General features: G+C 72.8%; 15 protein-coding genes. 6 read left to right on the top strand and 9 right to left on the bottom strand.

The window, feature by feature from the left end; genetic code table 11:
* Nucleotides 1–244: 244 nt before the first annotated feature.
* The 6 genes from tkt to CELGI_RS08305 all read left to right on the top strand — a co-directional run bounded on the left by tkt (nucleotide 245) and on the right by CELGI_RS08305 (nucleotide 7,590).
* Nucleotides 245–2,413, top strand: a complete 2,169-nt coding sequence (tkt, locus tag CELGI_RS08330) for a transketolase (RefSeq protein WP_013883681.1) — start codon at nucleotides 245–247, stop codon at nucleotides 2,411–2,413.
* 135 nt (nucleotides 2,414–2,548) lie between these two features.
* Entirely contained in the window at nucleotides 2,549–3,679 is a 1,131-nt protein-coding gene (tal, locus tag CELGI_RS08325; protein WP_013883680.1) for a transaldolase, read from the top strand.
* Nucleotides 3,676–5,217, top strand: coding sequence for a glucose-6-phosphate dehydrogenase (zwf, locus tag CELGI_RS08320; RefSeq protein WP_013883679.1), 1,542 nt, complete (start codon nucleotides 3,676–3,678; stop codon nucleotides 5,215–5,217). Before tal ends, zwf begins: the two co-directional genes overlap by 4 nt.
* A complete protein-coding gene (locus CELGI_RS08315; RefSeq protein ID WP_013883678.1) occupies nucleotides 5,214–6,125 on the top strand; it encodes a glucose-6-phosphate dehydrogenase assembly protein OpcA in 912 nt (303 codons plus the stop codon). The genes zwf and CELGI_RS08315 overlap by 4 nt, the downstream gene beginning before the upstream one ends.
* The gene (gene pgl, locus CELGI_RS08310) at nucleotides 6,122–6,898 is read left to right on the top strand and encodes a 6-phosphogluconolactonase (RefSeq protein ID WP_013883677.1); all 777 of its coding nucleotides are present in this window, start codon (nucleotides 6,122–6,124) and stop codon (nucleotides 6,896–6,898) included. Before CELGI_RS08315 ends, pgl begins: the two co-directional genes overlap by 4 nt.
* A gap of 23 nt (nucleotides 6,899–6,921) precedes the next feature.
* Nucleotides 6,922–7,590 carry an O-methyltransferase gene (locus CELGI_RS08305; protein WP_013883676.1) on the top strand — a complete coding sequence of 223 codons (669 nt, stop codon included), beginning with the start codon at nucleotides 6,922–6,924 and terminating at the stop codon, nucleotides 7,588–7,590.
* Nucleotides 7,591–7,631: 41 nt separating this feature from the next.
* On the opposite strand, the gene CELGI_RS08300 is transcribed toward CELGI_RS08305, so the two are convergent.
* The 9 genes from CELGI_RS08300 to uvrC form a co-directional block, all read right to left on the bottom strand.
* Entirely contained in the window at nucleotides 7,632–7,979 is a 348-nt protein-coding gene (locus CELGI_RS08300) for an RNA polymerase-binding protein RbpA (protein ID WP_013883675.1), read from the bottom strand.
* Nucleotides 7,980–7,989: 10 nt separating this feature from the next.
* The gene (secG, locus tag CELGI_RS08295; RefSeq protein WP_013883674.1) at nucleotides 7,990–8,241 is read right to left on the bottom strand and encodes a preprotein translocase subunit SecG; all 252 of its coding nucleotides are present in this window, start codon (nucleotides 8,239–8,241) and stop codon (nucleotides 7,990–7,992) included.
* A gap of 150 nt (nucleotides 8,242–8,391) precedes the next feature.
* Entirely contained in the window at nucleotides 8,392–9,186 is a 795-nt protein-coding gene (gene tpiA / locus CELGI_RS08290) for a triose-phosphate isomerase (protein ID WP_013883673.1), read from the bottom strand.
* Complete coding sequence (locus CELGI_RS08285; protein ID WP_013883672.1) at nucleotides 9,186–10,385, bottom strand: phosphoglycerate kinase; 1,200 nt, start codon at nucleotides 10,383–10,385, stop codon at nucleotides 9,186–9,188. Before CELGI_RS08285 ends, tpiA begins: the two co-directional genes overlap by 1 nt.
* 103 nt (nucleotides 10,386–10,488) lie before the next feature.
* Nucleotides 10,489–11,493 (bottom strand): type I glyceraldehyde-3-phosphate dehydrogenase, encoded by a 1,005-nt coding sequence (gene gap / locus CELGI_RS08280; RefSeq protein WP_013883671.1) that lies wholly within the window; start codon nucleotides 11,491–11,493, stop codon nucleotides 10,489–10,491.
* Nucleotides 11,494–11,750: 257 nt separating this feature from the next.
* Nucleotides 11,751–12,731 (bottom strand): DNA-binding protein WhiA, encoded by a 981-nt coding sequence (gene whiA / locus CELGI_RS08275; RefSeq protein WP_013883670.1) that lies wholly within the window; start codon nucleotides 12,729–12,731, stop codon nucleotides 11,751–11,753.
* A gap of 92 nt (nucleotides 12,732–12,823) precedes the next feature.
* Nucleotides 12,824–13,855 (bottom strand): gluconeogenesis factor YvcK family protein, encoded by a 1,032-nt coding sequence (locus tag CELGI_RS08270; protein ID WP_013883669.1) that lies wholly within the window; start codon nucleotides 13,853–13,855, stop codon nucleotides 12,824–12,826.
* Entirely contained in the window at nucleotides 13,852–14,796 is a 945-nt protein-coding gene (rapZ, locus tag CELGI_RS08265) for an RNase adapter RapZ (RefSeq protein WP_013883668.1), read from the bottom strand. Before rapZ ends, CELGI_RS08270 begins: the two co-directional genes overlap by 4 nt.
* Entirely contained in the window at nucleotides 14,793–16,847 is a 2,055-nt protein-coding gene (gene uvrC, locus CELGI_RS08260) for an excinuclease ABC subunit UvrC (protein WP_013883667.1), read from the bottom strand. The genes rapZ and uvrC overlap by 4 nt, the downstream gene beginning before the upstream one ends.
* Between the last annotated feature and the right edge of the window lie 36 nt (nucleotides 16,848–16,883).

Below are 16,883 nucleotides of genomic sequence, written 5' to 3'. Positions count from 1 at the left end.
CTGTGAGTTGGGTCGCTCGCCGCACGCCCGGGCCCGAAGGCCTGTGAGTTCGGCCGGGTGATGAGCACGATGTCAACCGTGCCTACGGTCCGCTATAGGCTCGATCGGCAACCGATCTCCGCCCCCACGTGGGTTCCCCCGGAGCGCGCCGCCGCGGCGAGCGCCTCATGCGGTCCGGTCGCAGGCACGTCGAGATCACGCTGGACAGATCGCCCGGCCGACGCCGGGTAGGAAATGAGGTGCGGTGAACGCGAAGGCTCCCCTGGCGACGACGGTGGGTTGGACCGAGCTGGACGTGAAGGCCGTGGACACGGTCCGCGTGCTGGCGGCAGACGCCGTCGAGAAGGTCGGCAACGGCCACCCGGGGACGGCGATCAGCCTCGCCCCGGTCGCCTACCTGCTCTACCAGAACGTGCTGCGCCACGACCCGAAGGACCCGCACTGGCTGGGCCGCGACCGGTTCGTGCTGTCGGCCGGCCACTCCTGCCTCACGCAGTACATCCAGCTGTACCTGGGCGGGTTCGGTCTCGAGCTCGAGGACCTGCAGGCGCTGCGCACCTGGGGCTCCAAGACCCCGGGGCACCCCGAGTACAAGCACACGGCGGGCGTGGAGATCACCACCGGCCCGCTGGGTCAGGGCCTCGCGTCCGCGGTCGGCTTCGCCATGGCGCAGCGTCGCGAGCGGCACCTGCTGGACCCCGAGGCGGCGCCGGGCACCAGCCCGTTCGACCACTACACGTACGTCATCGCCTCCGACGGCGACCTGCAGGAGGGCGTGACGAGCGAGGCCTCGTCCGTCGCCGGCACGCAGGAGCTGGGCAACCTCATCGTGCTGTGGGACGACAACCACATCTCGATCGAGGGCGACACCCAGATCGCGTTCACCGAGGACGTCCTGGCGCGCTACGAGGCCTACGGCTGGCACGTGCAGTTCGTCGACTGGACCGCCGGTGGCGAGTACCGCGAGGACGTCGACGCGCTGCACGCCGCGATCGAGGCCGCCAAGGCGGTCACGGACAAGCCCTCGTTCATCGGCATCCGCACGCTGATCGCGTGGCCCACGCCCGGCAAGACCGACGACCACTCGTCGCACGGATCCAAGCTCGGCACCGAGTCGATCCGCGGCCTCAAGGAGATCGTCGGCCTGGACCCGGAGCAGACCTTCCAGGTCGAGCCCGAGGTCCTCGCGCACACGCGCGCGCTGGCCGACCGTGCCGCGACGGCCCGTGCCGCCTGGCAGGAGTCGTTCGACGCCTGGGCCGCCGCGCACCCGGAGAACGCGGCGCTCCTCGAGCGGCTGGTCGCGCACGAGCTGCCCGCCGGCTGGGAGCAGTCGCTCCCGGTGTTCCCCGCGGGCGAGGGCGTCGCCACGCGCGCCGCGTCCGGCGAGGTGCTGTCCGCCATCGCCGACCAGCTCCCGGAGCTGTGGGGCGGCTCGGCCGACCTTGCGGGCTCCAACAACACGACGATGAAGGGCCAGCCGTCGTTCCTGCCGGCCCACCGCTCGTCGCACGAGTTCGCGGGCGACGAGGGCGGCCGCACGCTGCACTTCGGCATCCGTGAGCACGGCATGGGCGCGATCCTCTCGGGCATCGTGCTGCACGGCCTGACGCGCGCGTACGGCGGGACGTTCCTGCAGTTCGCCGACTACATGCGCGGCTCGGTGCGCCTCGCGGCGCTCATGGGCGCGCCGGCCATCTACGTCTGGACCCACGACTCGATCGGTCTGGGCGAGGACGGCCCCACGCACCAGCCCGTCGAGCACCTCACGGCGCTGCGCGCGATCCCCGGGCTCGCCGTCGTGCGGCCCGCGGACGCCAACGAGACCGCGCAGGCGTGGAAGGCGATCCTCGAGCACCGCGACGGGCCCGTCGGCCTCATCCTCACGCGGCAGAACGTCCCGACGTACCCGCGCGGCGAGGACGGCTTCGCGGGGGCCGAGGGCGTCGCGCGCGGCGGGTACGTGCTGCTCGAGGCGAGCACCGGCACGCCGTCGGTGATCCTCATCGGCACGGGTTCCGAGGTCCAGCTCGCGGTGCAGGCGCGCGAGACCCTCGAGGCCGCGGGCGTCCCGACCCGCGTGGTCTCGGCGCCGTCGCTCGAGTGGTTCGCCGCGCAGGACGAGGCCTACCGCGAGTCGGTGCTGCCGTCCTCCGTCAAGGCCCGCGTCTCGGTCGAGGCGGGCATCGCGCTGTCGTGGCACAAGATCGTCGGCGATGCGGGGCGCACGGTCTCGCTCGAGCACTTCGGCGCGTCGGCGGACTACGAGACGCTCTACCGCGAGTTCGGGATCACGGCGGACGCCGTGGTCGCGGCCGCGCACGAGTCGATCGCCGCCGCGGCCGGAGACGCCGCGCCGAGCGCCGCGGGTGCGACGCCGACGGCGACCGGCACCGGCGACCAGCAGGGCTGACGTCAGGCGGTGGGGTCCGGAGGCAGTCCGGACCCCACCGCGTCAGGATGAGGACCGGCACGCCGTGGTCAGCGGCTCGACCGGGGGACGCCGGCGGCGCGCCGGCTCCCGTGCTCCACGAGGGAAGGAACGACCATGGCACCGAGCGGACCCCTCGCACGGCTGATCGACGCGGGGGTGGCGGTCTGGCTGGACGACCTCTCGCGTGAGCGGCTGCGCACCGGCAACCTGGCCGAGCTCGTGGAGCGCGGCGTGGTCGGGGTGACCACCAACCCCACGATCTTCGCGTCCGCGATCGCCGCGGGCGACGCCTACGACGCGCAGCTCGTCGAGCTCGCCGCACACGGTGCGGACGTGGACACGGCGGTCTTCACCATCACCACCGACGACGTCCGCGCGGCAGCCGACGTGCTGCGCCCGGTCCACGAGCGCACCGCGGGCGTGGACGGCCGCGTGTCGATCGAGGTCGACCCGCGGCTGGCCAAGGACACCGCGGCGACGGTCGCGCAGGCCAAGGCGCTCTGGGCGGCCGTGAACCGGCCGAACGTGCTGATCAAGATCCCCGCCACGGTCGAGGGCCTGCCCGCCATCACGGCGGTGCTCGCCGAGGGCATCAGCGTCAACGTGACGCTGATCTTCTCGCTCGCGCGGTACCGCGCGGTGCTCGACGCGTTCGTCGCGGGGCTCGAGCAGGCGCGGGCCAACGGCCACGACCTGACGACCATCGCGTCGGTCGCCTCGTTCTTCGTCTCGCGCGTCGACGCGGCGGTCGACCCGCGCCTCGACGCGATCGGCACGCCCGAGGCCGCGGAGCTGCGCGGCAAGGCCGCGATCGCGAACGCGCGCCTGGCCTACGGCGTCTACCAGGACGTGCTCGCCGAGGACCGGTGGGCGGCGCTCGCCGCGGCCGGTGCCCGTCCGCAGCGTCCCCTGTGGGCCTCGACGGGCGTCAAGGACCCCGCCTACCCCGACACGCTCTACGTCGACGAGCTCGTCGTCGCAGGCGCCGTCAACACCATGCCGGAGAAGACGCTCGACGCGGTCGCCGACCACGGCGGGGACGGCACCGACACCGTGACCGGCACGCAGGACGACGCCGCACGGCTGCTCGACCGGCTCGTGGCGCTCGGCATCGACGTCGACGACGTCGCGGTCGACCTCGAGGCCGAGGGCGTGAGCAAGTTCGAGGCGAGCTGGGCACAGCTGCTCGCCAAGGTGAGCGAGGGCCTGCAGGCCGCGCGCGACGGCCGCACGGACGCCCGGTGAGCCCCGCGAAGGTGGCCGAGGGCCAGAACCCGCTGCGCGACGCGCGCGACCGCCGGCTCCCCCGCATCGCCGGCCCCTGCGGGCTCGTGATCTTCGGCGTCACGGGCGACCTCGCGCGCAAGAAGCTCATGCCCGCGGTGTACGACCTGACGAACCGCGGCCTGTTGCCGCCCGGCTTCGCGCTCACGGGCTTCGCCCGCCGCGACTGGGAGACGCAGGACTTCGCGCAGATCGTGCACGACTCGGTGCGCGAGCACGCCCGCACGCCGTTCCGCGAGGCCACGTGGCGCCAGCTCTCCGAGGGCATCCGGTTCGTCCAGGGCTCGTTCGACGACGACGACGCGTTCGACCGGCTGCGGCACACGGTCGAGGAGCTCGACGTGTCCCGCGGCACGGGCGGCAACCACGCTTTCTACCTGTCGGTCCCGCCGTCGTCGTTCCCGCTCGTGTGCCAGCAGCTCGACCGCTCGGGTCTGTCCCACCCCCAGGACGGGACGTGGCGGCGCGTGGTCATCGAGAAGCCGTTCGGGCACGACCTGGCGAGCGCACGCGAGCTGCAGGGCATCGTCTCGAGCGTGTTCCGGCCGGACGACATCTTCCGCATCGACCACTACCTGGGCAAGGAGACGGTCCAGAACCTGCTGGCGCTGCGCTTCGCCAACCAGCTGTTCGAGCCGATCTGGAACGCGAACTACGTGGACCACGTGCAGATCACGATGGCCGAGGACATCGGCATCGGCGGCCGCGCGGGGTACTACGACGGCATCGGCGCGGCGCGCGACGTCATCCAGAACCACCTGCTGCAGCTGCTCGCGCTGACCGCGATGGAGGAGCCGGTCTCGTTCGACGCGACCGCGCTGCGCGCGGAGAAGGAGAAGGTCCTCTCGGCCGTGCGCGTGCCCCGGGACATCGGCCGGCACACCGCGCGCGGGCAGTACACCGCCGGGTGGCAGGGGGGTGAGCAGGTGGTCGGGTTCCTCGAGGAGGAGGGCTTCAACCCGCACTCGACCACCGAGACGTTCGCCGCGGTGCGCGTCGACATCGACACGCGACGCTGGGCGGGCGTGCCGTTCTACCTGCGCTCGGGCAAGCGCCTGGGCAAGCGCGTGACCGAGATCGCGGTGGTCTTCAAGAAGGCGCCGCACCTGCCGTTCGAGTCCACGGCCACGGCCGAGCTCGGCAAGAACGCACTGGTCATCCGTGTCCAGCCCGACGAGGGTGTCACGCTCCGGTTCGGCGCGAAGGTCCCCGGCACCGCGATGGAGGTGCGCGACGTCACGATGGACTTCGGGTACGGCCACGCGTTCACGGAGGCCTCGCCCGAGGCCTACGAGCGGCTGATCCTCGACGTGCTGCTCGGCGACCCGCCGCTGTTCCCGCAGAACACCGAGGTCGAGCTGTCCTGGAAGATCCTGGACCCGATCCTCGAGTACTGGGCCAACCACGGGAAGCCCGACGAGTACCGCGCGGGCACCTGGGGACCCGCGTCCGCCGACGAGATGATGGCGCGCGACGGTCGTGCCTGGAGGCTGCCGTGATCATCGACATGCCCGCCACGACGACCCGTGCCGTCGCCAAGCGTCTGCTCACGGAGCGCGACGAGGGAGGCGCGGTCGCGCTCGGCCGCGTGCTGACGCTCATCGTCGACACGGGCGACCACGACCCCGAGCACGCGATCGCGGCCGCGAACGACGCCTCGCGCGAGCACCCGTGCCGCGTCATCCTCATCACCGAGGGCACCGGCACGGGCGGCCTGGACGCGCAGATCCGCCTGGGCGGCGACGCGGGGGCGAGCGAGGTCATCATCCTGCGCCCGTCCGGCGAGGTCGACGAGCACCTGGACACGCTCGTGATGCCGCTCCTGCTGCCCGATGCCCCGATCGTCGCGTGGTGGCCGTACGAGCCGCCCGCGGTCCCGTCCGAGCACCCTCTCGGGCGCATGGCGCAGCGTCGCATCACCGACTCGACGCGGGCGGCCAAGCCCGGTGCGGCGCTGCGCGCGCTGGCCGCGGGCTACAGCGAGGGCGACACGGACCTCGCCTGGACGCGCGCGACGCTGTGGCGCGGGCTCATCGCCGCGACGCTGGACCAGCCGCCGTTCAGCCCGGTCAAGCGGGCCTTCATCTCGGGTGAGAGCCAGCACCCGTCCGTCGACATGGTCGCGGCGTGGCTCGCGCACGCGCTGCGCTGCCCGGTGGACGTCGAGCGCATCCCGGACGCGCCGGCCATCACGCAGGTGCGCCTGGTCCGGTCGACCGGCGAGATCGTGCTCGACCGGCCCGACGGCAAGACCGCCGCGCTGCGCCAGCCCGACCAGCCCGAGCACCGCATCGCGCTGCCGATCCGGCACCTGCGCGAGTGCCTCGCCGAGGAGCTGCGCCGCCTGGACCCCGACGAGGTGTACGGCGAGGTCCTGACCAAGGGCCTGCCCAAGGTCACGGCGTGACCGCGCCGACGCCCGTGCGCGACGTCGTCGTGCACCCGGACGCGACCGTGCTGGCCGAGGCGACCGCCGCACGCCTGCTCACGGCGCTCCTGGACGCCCAGTCCCACCGGGCTCCCCTGCACGTGGTGGTGACCGGGGGCACGGTCGGCATCCGGACGCTCGAGGCGGTCGCCGCCTCCCCCGTGCGCGACGCGGTCGACTGGTCGCAGGTGCACGTCTGGTGGGGCGACGAGCGGTTCCTCCCCACGGGCGACCCGGACCGCAACGAGACGCAGGCGCGCACGGCCCTGCTCGACGCGCTGGGCGGTGCGCTGACGGACGCGCACGTGCACCCGATGCCCGCGCCCACCGACGAGACCCCCACACCGGAGGCGGCCGCCGAGGCGTACGCCGGCGAGCTCGCGCGCTGGGCGGCGCCGGGTGCGCGCACGCCCGCGTTCGACGTGCTGCTGCTCGGCATGGGCCCGGACGGGCACGTCGCGTCGCTGTTCCCGGGCCATGACGCGGTGCACACCACGGGGCGGTCGACCGTCGGGGTGCACGGCTCCCCCAAGCCCCCGCCGCTGCGCGTGTCGCTGACGTTCGAGGCGATCCGCGCTGCGCGCGAGGTCTGGGTCGTCGCCGCCGGGGCGGAGAAGGCCGCCGCGGTGGCGTCCGCGCTGAGCGACGCGCCCGTGGAGCAGACCCCGGCGTCCGGCGCGCTCGGACGCCGACGCACGTTGTGGCTCGTCGACGTCGCGGCGACCGCAGAGCTGGTACCACCGGAAGGCTGAACCGCAACGCGAGGGAGGACCGCGTGAGCACGCAGGAGATCTGGACCAAGGTCGACGACTACGTGGCGGTCCTCGCGCCCGAGGACGAGCATCTGGTGGCCGCACGGCGGCGGACCTCGGACGCCGGCATGCCGGACATCGCCGTGAGCGCGCCGCAGGGCGCCCTGCTGCACACGCTCGCCGCGCTGCTCGGGGCGCGGCGCATCCTCGAGATCGGCACGCTCGGCGGGTACAGCACGCTCTGGCTCGCCCGCGCGCTCCCCGAGGACGGCGCGCTGGTGACCCTGGAGATCTCGCCCGAGCACGCGGCTGTGGCACGGATGTCGCTCGACGCGGCCGGGGTCGGTGGTCGCGTCGAGATCGTGGTCGGCGACGCACTGACGAGCCTCGAGGCCCTGCTCGCCGCGCGGGTCGAGCCGTTCGACCTCGTGTTCATCGACGCCGACAAGCAGTCGCTCGCGCGCTACACGGACCTGAGCGTGCGGCTCGGCCGGCCAGGGACGGCGATCGTGCTCGACAACGTGGTCCGGGACGGTGCGCTCGCCGTCCCCGACCACCCCGACGACCGCGTGCGGGGCGCCCAGGAGGCTGTCGCGGCCGCCGCCGCCGACCCCCGCCTCGAGGGCACCGTGATCCAGACGGTCGGCGGCAAGGGCTACGACGGGTTCGCGCTGCTGCGCGTCGTGGGCTGACGATCCCCGACGGGTAGGTGACGCGACGAGGGAGGTGCCGCTCAGCGACCCCGTCGGGCCCGCAACGCCGCCAGCGCCTCGTCCAAGATCGCGGCGCCGTCCTCGTCGGACCGCCGCTCCTTCACGTAGGCGAGGTGCGTCTTGTACGGCTCGTTGCGCTGGGGCGAGGGCGGGCTGTCCTGGTCCTGGCCCGCGGGGAACCCGCACCGCGGGCAGTCCCAGGTGACCGGCGCCTCGGCGGCGGCCTCCTCCGCGAAGCTCGGCCGCGTCTCGTGGCCGTTCGCGCACCAGTACGAGATCCAGATCCGAGGAGCGGCGTCGCCGCGCTCGGCCTCCCCCATGGGGCCCGCGCCGACGCGCGAGCCGCGGATCGCGTTGCCGCTTGCCATCGCCGTCGCCTCAGGCGTCCGGCGCGACGCGCTCGATGAGACCGAGCACCACGATCGTCGCGGTCCAGAACAGCGCGACACCGATCGTGATCCGGTTGAGGTTGCGCTCGGCGACGCCCGAGCTGCCGGCGCTGGACGTGATGCCACCGCCGAACATGTCGGACAGGCCACCACCCTTGCCCTTGTGGAGGAGCACCAGCGGAACCAGGAGCAGGCTGGTCAGGACCAGCAGCACCTGCATCGAGATCTTCAGGGCGGTCACGTCGGTGTCGTTCCTCACTAGCGAGCCGGTTCGCACCCGCGCGACGACGCACGGGCCGGGGTACAGGGTAGGCGACGAATCGCGCGCCGGGCCACACCCTCGCCCCGGCGTGGGCGCCCCGTCCTGCGGGCGCCCACGCCGGGCAGAGCGTCAGAGACCGACGGCGTGCGACTGGTAGCGCACGATCTTGGCGAACTCCTCGGGGTCCAGGCTGGCCCCACCGATGAGCGCACCGTCGACGTCGGGCTTCGTCATGATCGACGCGACGTTCGACGACTTCACCGAACCGCCGTACAGGACGCGCACCGCGTCTGCGGTGTCCTGGTCGTAGAGCTCGGCGATCCGCACGCGGATGGCCTCGCACAGCTCCTGGGCGTCCTCGGGCGTCGCGGTCTCGCCGGTGCCGATGGCCCACACGGGCTCGTACGCCACGACGACGTCGCGGACCTGCTCGGCCGTGAGGCCGGCCAGGCCGCCGTCCAGCTGACCCAGCGTGACCGGCACGTGCTCGCCGGCCTTGCGGACCTCGAGCTTCTCGCCGACGCACAGGATCGGCTTGAGGCCCGCGCCGAGCGCGTTCTTCACCTTGGCGTTGACCAGCTCGTCGGACTCGGCGTGGTACTCGCGCCGCTCCGAGTGGCCGATCACGGCGTACGTGACACCGAGCTTGGTGAGGAACGCCGGAGCGATCTCCCCCGTGTACGCGCCGGACTCGTGGGCCGACACGTCCTGCGCGCCGTACACGATCTCCAGCTGGTCGGCGTCCACGAGCGTCTGCACGCTGCGCAGGTCGGTGAACGGCGGGATGACCGCGACCTCGACCGTGCCGTAGTCGTGCTTGGCGTCCTTGAGCGTCCACGCGAGCTTCTGGAGCGTCTGGATCGCCTGCTGGTGGTCCAGGTTCATCTTCCAGTTGCCCGCCATGAGCGGGGTGCGCTGAGCCATCAGTCCTCCAGGACCGCGATGCCGGGGAGGGTCTTGCCCTCCAGGAACTCGAGGCTGGCCCCGCCACCGGTGGAGATGTGGCCGAACTTCGCCTCGTCGAAGCCGAGCGTGCGGACCGCAGCAGCGGAGTCACCGCCGCCGACGATCGTGAAGCCGCCCTGGGCGCCCGCGTCGATGAGCGCCTGCGCGACGGCCTTGGTGCCGCCCGCGAACGCCTCGAACTCGAACACACCGGCCGGACCGTTCCAGACGACCGTCTTGGCGTCCGTGATCTTCGACGCGAACAGCGCCTCCGACTCGGGGCCGATGTCGAGGCCGATCTTGCCGTCCGGGATCGCGTCCGCGGCGACGACCGAGGCGGGCGAGTCCGCCTTGAACTCGTCGGCCACGCGGATGTCGACCGGCAGCACGATCTCGACGCCCTGGGACTCGGCCTGCGCGAGGTAGCCCTTGACCGTGTCGATCTGGTCGGCCTCGAGCAGCGAGCTGCCCACGGAGTAGCCCTTGGCCGCGAGGAACGTGAACAGCATCCCGCCGCCGATGACCAGGCGGTCCGCCTTGGTCAGGAGGTTGGAGATCACGCCCAGCTTGTCGGAGACCTTCGAGCCGCCGAGCACCACGACGTACGGGCGCGCGGGCGACTCGGTCGCCTTCTTGAGGGACTCGACCTCGGTGAGGACGAGCTTGCCCACCGCGTGCGGCAGCTTGAGCGCGACGTCGTAGACCGACGCCTGCTTGCGGTGCACGACGCCGAAGCCGTCGGACACGAACGCGTCCGCCAGCGCCGCGAGGTCGTCCGCGAGAGCGCCGCGCTCGGCGTCGTCCTTGCTGGTCTCGCGCGGGTCGAACCGGATGTTCTCGAGCAGCGCGATCTCGCCGTCCTGCAGCGCGGCGACCGTGGCCTGCGCGGACTCGCCGATCGTGTCCTTCGCGAGCGCGACGGGCTTGCCGAGCAGCTCGCCCAGGCGCGCGGCGACGGGCGCGAGCGAGTACTTGTCCTCGGGAGCGCCCTTGGGGCGGCCGAGGTGCGCGGTGACGACGACGCGCGCGCCGGCGTCGAGCAGGGCGGTCAGCGTCGGCAGCGCCGCGCGCACGCGGCCGTCGTCGGTGATCGTTGTGCCGTCGAGCGGCACGTTGAAGTCGGAGCGGACGAGCACGCGCTTGCCGCGCAGGTCGCCGAGGTCCTCGATGGTCTTCATCTCATCCTCACTGGGGGGCCTGGACATGAGTGCGTCCGCGTGCGCGACGGCCGGGGCCGAAGCGCACGCGGACGCATCACCTACAGCTGCTGAACGCTCAGGTTCAGAGCTTCTCGCCGACGAACACCGTCAGCTTGACGAGGCTGCTCGAGTAGCCCCACTCGTTGTCGTACCAGGAGACGACCTTCACCAGGTCGCCCGAGACCTTCGTCAGCTTCGCGTCGAAGATGCTCTGGTGCGGGTTGGTGATGATGTCGCTCGAGACGATCTCGTCCTCGACGTACTCCAGGACACCCTTGAGCGGGCCCTCCGCAGCGGCCTTGACCGCGGCGTTGACCTCGTCGACCGTGACCTCGCGCGAGGCGGTGAAGGTCAGGTCCGTGGCCGAGCCGGTGATCGTCGGCACGCGCATCGCGAAGCCGTCGAGCTTGCCCTTGAGCTCGGGGAGCACGAGGGCGACAGCCTTCGCGGCACCGGTCGAGGTGGGGACGATGTTCTGCGCGGCGGCGCGGGCGCGACGCAGGTCGCGGTGCGGGCCGTCCTGCAGGTTCTGGTCACCCGTGTACGCGTGGATCGTGGTCATGAGACCGCGCTCGATGCCGATCGCGTCGTTGAGCGCCTTCGCCATGGGGGCGAGGCAGTTCGTCGTGCACGACGCGTTCGAGATGATGTGGTGCGCGGCCGGGTCGTAGTCGAGGTGGTTCACACCGACGACGAACGTGGCGTCCTCGTTCTTGGCGGGCGCCGAGATGATGACCTTCTTGGCACCGGCCTCGATGTGCGCCTTGGCCTTGGTCGCGTCGGTGAAGAAGCCCGTGGACTCGATGACGATGTCCGCGCCCAGCTCGCCCCAGGGGAGGTCGGCGGGGTTGCGCTCGGCGAGCGCACGGATCTTCTTGCCGTCGACGATGATGTTGTCGTCGTCGTACGCGACGGTGAGCGGGAAGCGCCCCAGCACCGTGTCGTACTTCAGCAGGTGCGCGAGCGTCGCGTTGTCCGTCAGGTCGTTGACGCCGACGATCTCGATGTCAGCGCCGGACTCGACGATGGCCCGGTAGAAGTTGCGACCGATACGACCGAAGCCGTTGATGCCGACCTTGATGGTCACGTGCCCTCCTCGGCAGCGCCGACGGGGCCGGCGCACACAATGGTTGGTGGGGATCTCGCACGCCGTTGTGCGTGCCGCTCGCCGCTCGACCGTCCCGATACCGGTTCATTCCCAGCACGTGACGGTCGTGTGACGATCGGATGATCCGAGCCTATACCCGCTTGCATACAGAGCACGTTGCGAAGGTCCCAGACCGGGTCCGTGTCCACGTGATGGGATGCCCGATCCGTGGCCCTGCGGGTTCCCGACGTGCGTCGTCAGAGGTCGAGCAGGTCGGGTGAGAGCCCCGCCTCCGTGTCGGGGATTCCCAGGTCCGACGCGCGCTTGTCGGCCGTGGCCAGGAGGCGGCGGATGCGACCCGCGACCGCGTCCTTCGTCAGCGGCGGGTCCGCCAGCTTGCCGAGCTCCTCGAGCGACGCGTCCTTGTGCGCCAGGCGGAGCTGACCCGCCTCGCGCAGGTGCTCCGGAAGGTCCTCCCCCAGGATCTCGAACGCCCGCTCCACGCGGGCACCCGCCGCCACCGCGGCGCGTGCCGACCGGCGCAGGTTCGCGTCGTCGAAGTTCGCGAGCCGGTTGGCGGTCCCGCGCACCTCACGCCGGACGCGGCGCTCCTCCCACACCAGCATCGTCTCGTGCGCACCCAGCCGCGTGAGCATCGCCCCGATCGCGTCGCCGTCGCGGATCACCACGCGGTCCACCCCGCGCACCTCGCGCGCCTTGGTGGGGATGCCCATCCGCCGCGCGGCGCCCACGAGCGCGAGCGCCGCCTCGGGTCCCGGGCACGTGATCTCGAGGGACGACGAGCGCCCGGGCTCGGTGAGCGACCCGTGCGCGAGGAAGGCACCGCGCCACGCGGCCTCGGCCTCACCGACACCGCCGGCGACCACCTGCGGCGGCAGACCGCGCACGGGACGGCCGCGGTTGTCGAGCAGGCCGGTCTGCCGCGCGAGCGACTCCCCGTCCTTGACGACGCGCACCACGTAGTGGCTGCCGCGCCGCAGGCCACCACCCGAGACCACGATGATCTCGCTGTCGTGCCCGTAGACCTCGGACACCGCCTGACGCAGCCGGCGTGCCGCGATCGCGGTGTCGAGCTCGGCCTCGATGACGATCCGACCCGAGATGATGTGCAGGCCGCCCGCGAACCGCAGCGTCGCCGCGACCTCGGCCTTGCGGCACGAGGTCTTGTCGACCTGCAGTCGGGCGAGCTCGTCCTTCACCTGTGCCGTCAAAGCCATGGGCGTCATCCTGCCATTCGCGCCGCGTCCGCGGGCCCGCGTCCGCTCCCCCATCCGGACGAACCGGGCGCGGGGCTGGACGGCCGTCCGGGTCAGCGGCGGTGGCGCGGCACGTCGCCCAGCACGTCGTCCACCACGTCGCGGAACGCGGCCGCGAGCCGCAGCGGGTCGTGGCGGGCCGAGCCGTCGCTCCGGCCGACCTGCCGCAGCAGCAGCCGCGACCCGAGCGCCTCGCACCGGTCCGCGAGCCGCCCGACGTCCTCGACGGCCCGCGGGTCGGCCACGACGGCGCGCACGCGCAGCTCGGGCGCGTGGTCGTACAGCACGTCGAGGTACTCCTCGGCCCGCATGCCGGCGGTCTCGCCGCCCTCCTCGGGCGAGAGGTTGAGCGTCACGACGATGCCGCCCGACGACCGCAGCAGCGCGGCACGCAGCTCGGGCACCAGCAGGTGCGGCATCACGGACGTGTACCAGGACCCCGGCCCCAGCACGACCCAGTCCGCCGCGTCGATCGCCGCGACCGCGTGCGGGCACGCGGCGGGCTCGGCCGGGTCGAGACGCACGTGCGTGATCCGGTCGGCGGTCCGGGCCACCGCGCTCTGACCGCGCACCGTCTCGCGCCGGCCGTCGGGGCGTTCGACGTCCGCCTCGATCAGCAGCGGGACCTCGGTCATCGGCAGCACCCTGCCGCGCGCACCGAGCAGCCGGCCGACCCAGTCCAGGCCGGCCACGGGGTCGTCGAGCAGCTCCCACAGCGTGACGATCAGCAGGTTCCCGAGCGCGTGCTGGTCGAGCGGCCCGTCGGTGCTGAAGCGGTGCTGCAGCACGTCGCTCCACGTCCGGCCCCAGTCCGAGTCGTCGCACAGCGCCGCGAGCGCCATCCGGAGGTCGCCCGGCGGCAGCACGTCGAGCTCGGCGCGCAGCCGCCCCGACGACCCGCCGTCGTCCGCGACCGTGACGACCGCGGTGATCCGGTCGGTCATGAGCCGCAGCGCCGAGAGCGTCGCCGACAGCCCGTGGCCGCCGCCGAGCGCGACGACCGCCGGGCCCTGACCGCCGCGCTCGACCGTCGGCGGACCCGAGGCGCCCGACCTGCCGTGCCGCGACTGTGCCGTGGGGCTCACTCCTTGCCCAGGTCGCGTGCCGCGACCGTCACCCGGTGGCCGGCCTCGCGGAGCCGCGCCGCGATCGCCTCGCTCACGGCCACCGAGCGGTGCTTGCCACCCGTGCAGCCGACCGCGATCGTCACGTAGCGCTTCTCCTCGTTGAGGTAGCCCGCCAGCACGGGCTCGAGCGCGGACACGTAGCGCTCGATGAACGTCACCGCGCCCGGCAGGCCGAGCACGTAGTCGCGGACCGGCGCGTCCCGGCCCGTGAGGTGACGCAGCTCGGTCACCCAGTAGGGGTTGGCCAGGAAGCGCATGTCGACGACGTGGTCCGCGTCGAGCGGGATGCCGTACTTGAAGCCGAACGAGACGACGTTGACGCGCAGCGTCGAGTCGCTCTCGCCGCCGATGAGCTCCCGCACCTGGCGCGCGAGGTCGTGCACGTTGAGCTCGGACGTGTCGACGACCGTGTCGGCCCGCTCCCGGATGTCCGAGAGCACCGCGCGCTCCTCGGCGATCCCGTCGAGGATCCGGCCGCCGCCCTGCAGCGGGTGCGGGCGACGCACCTGCTCGTAGCGCCGCACCAGCACCTCGTCGGACGCGTCCAGGAACAGGATCCGGTACTCGACACCCGCGTCGCGCAGGCCCGCGAGCACCTGGGCGAGGTCGGCGAAGAAGCCGCGGCCCCGCACGTCGATCACGGCGGCGACCCGCGGCGCGCGCGTCCCGGCAGGTCCCGTCGTGAGCATGCCGACCAGGTGCGTGAGCATCTGCGCCGGCAGGTTGTCGACGACGTACCAGTCCATGTCCTCGAGCACCGCGGCGGCACGCGTCCGGCCGGCCCCGGACATGCCGGTGATGATGAGGATCTGCGGCTGCTGCAGGCGCGGATGCACCGCCGCCGCGTCGATGGCCGGGATGCCGGCGGGGACCGTGATCGGCGAGGGCTCGTCGCTCATGGGGCCAGCATGCCAGCCGGTGCGTCCGTGGGGCTCGCGGGGGCGTCGGCACCGGCCTCTGCGGCCGCGTCCGCGGCCTGGGCCGCGTCCGTGGGCCCGGCGAGCGCCGCCACGACCGCCAGCGCCGTGCGCTGCCCCATGCCCGGCACGGTCGCGATCTCCTCGGCCGTCGCCGCGCGCAGCCGCTTGACCGACCCGAAGTGCCGCAGGAGCGCCTGCTGCCGCGCGGGCCCCAGCCCGGGGATGTCGTCGAGCACCGACGCGGTCATGCCCTTGCTCCGGCGCTTGCGGTGCGCGGTGATCGCGAACCGATGGGCCTCGTCCCGGACCCGCTGGAGCAGGTACAGCCCCTCGGACGACCGCTGCAGGATGACCGGGTAGTCGTCGCCGGGCACCCAGACCTCCTCGAGCCGCTTGGCCAGGCCGCACAGCGCGACGTCCGTGATGCCGAGCTCCTCGAGTGCCGCGGCTGCGGCCGCGACCTGAGGCGGGCCGCCGTCCACGACGACGAGGTTCGGCGGGTACGCGAACCTGCGCGGCCGGCCGGTCGTCTCGTCGATCGGGCCCGACGCGTAGCGCACGCCGTCCTCGTCCTCACCGTCGGCACCGTCACCCAGCTCGAGGTCGCCGGCCTCCGCGCGCTCCGCGAGGTAGCGCTTGAAGCGGCGCGTGATGACCTCGTGCATCGCCGCGGTGTCGTCGGCGGCGCCCTCGCCCTTCGGGCCGCGCACGCTGAACAGGCGGTACTCGCTCTTGCGTGCGAGGCCGTCCTCGAACACCACCATGGACGCCGACTGGAACGTGCCCTGGTTGTGCGACACGTCGTAGCACTCGATCCGCAGCGGTGCGGTCGGCAGCGCGAGCGCCTCCTGGATCTCCTGCAGCGCCTGGCTCCGGGACGTCAGGTCCCCCGCGCGGCGCGTGCGGTGCAGCACCAGCGCGTGCTCGGCGTTCTTGAGCACCGTCGCCGCGAGCTCGCGCTTGTCCCCCCGCTGCGGCACACGGACCTGCACGCGCGACCCGCGCAACCCGCTGAGCCACGACTGGACCTGCTCGACGTCGTGCGGCAGGACCGGGACCAGCACCTCGCGCGGCACCGCACCCGCGTCGGTCCCGTCCGCGCCGTAGACCTGCTGCAGCAGGTGCTCGACCAGATCGGCGTCGTCGAGGTCCTCGACCTTCTCCACCACCCAGCCGCGCTGACCGCGGATCCGGCCGTCGCGCACGTGGAACACCTGGACCGCCGCCTCGAGCTCGTCGCCCGCGAGGCCGAACACGTCCGCATCCGTGCCGTCGGCCAGCACCACCGCGTTGCGCTCCGTGGCGCGCTGCAGCGTCGCGATGTCGTCCCGCAGGCGCGCGGCCTGCTCGTAGTCGAGCTCGGCTGCGGCGTCCTTCATGCGCTGCGTCAGGCGCCGCGTGAACCGGGTGGCGTCGCCCGCCATGAAGTCGCAGAAGTCCTGCGCGAGCTGGTGGTGCTCGTCGGCCGTGACGCGGCCGACGCACGGCGCGGAGCACTTGTCGATGTAGCCGAGCAGGCACGGCCGGCCCTGCTGGCGGGCGCGCTTGAACACGCCCGCCGAGCACGTCCGCACGGGGAACACGCGCAGCAGGAGGTCCACGGTCTCGCGGATGGCCCATGCGTGCGCGTACGGGCCGAAGTACCGCGTCCCGGGCCGCTTCGCACCGCGCATCACCTGCACGCGGGGGTACTCCTCCGCGAGCGTGACCGCGAGGTACGGGTAGGACTTGTCGTCGCGGTACTTGACGTTGAAGCGCGGGTCGAACTCCTTGATCCAGGAGTACTCGAGCGCGAGCGCCTCGACCTCGGTGCCCACGACCGTCCACTGCACCGACGACGCGGTGGTGACCATCTGCTGCGTGCGCGGGTGGAGCCCGGCCACGTCCTGGAAGTAGCTGTTGAGCCGCGATCGCAGGCTCTTGGCCTTGCCGACGTAGATCACGCGTCCGTCGCGGTCCCGGAACCGGTACACCCCCGGTGCGTCGGGGATCTCCCCCGGCGCAGGGCGGTACGTCGCGGGATCGGCCATGCGCCCGAGCCTAGTTCGGTCCGCCGACACACTCGT

It is taken from the genome of Cellulomonas gilvus ATCC 13127, from assembly GCF_000218545.1.
GTDB classification, from domain to species: Bacteria; Actinomycetota; Actinomycetes; order Actinomycetales; family Cellulomonadaceae; genus Cellulomonas; species Cellulomonas gilvus.
This window is presented reverse-complemented; position numbering and strand designations above follow the sequence as displayed.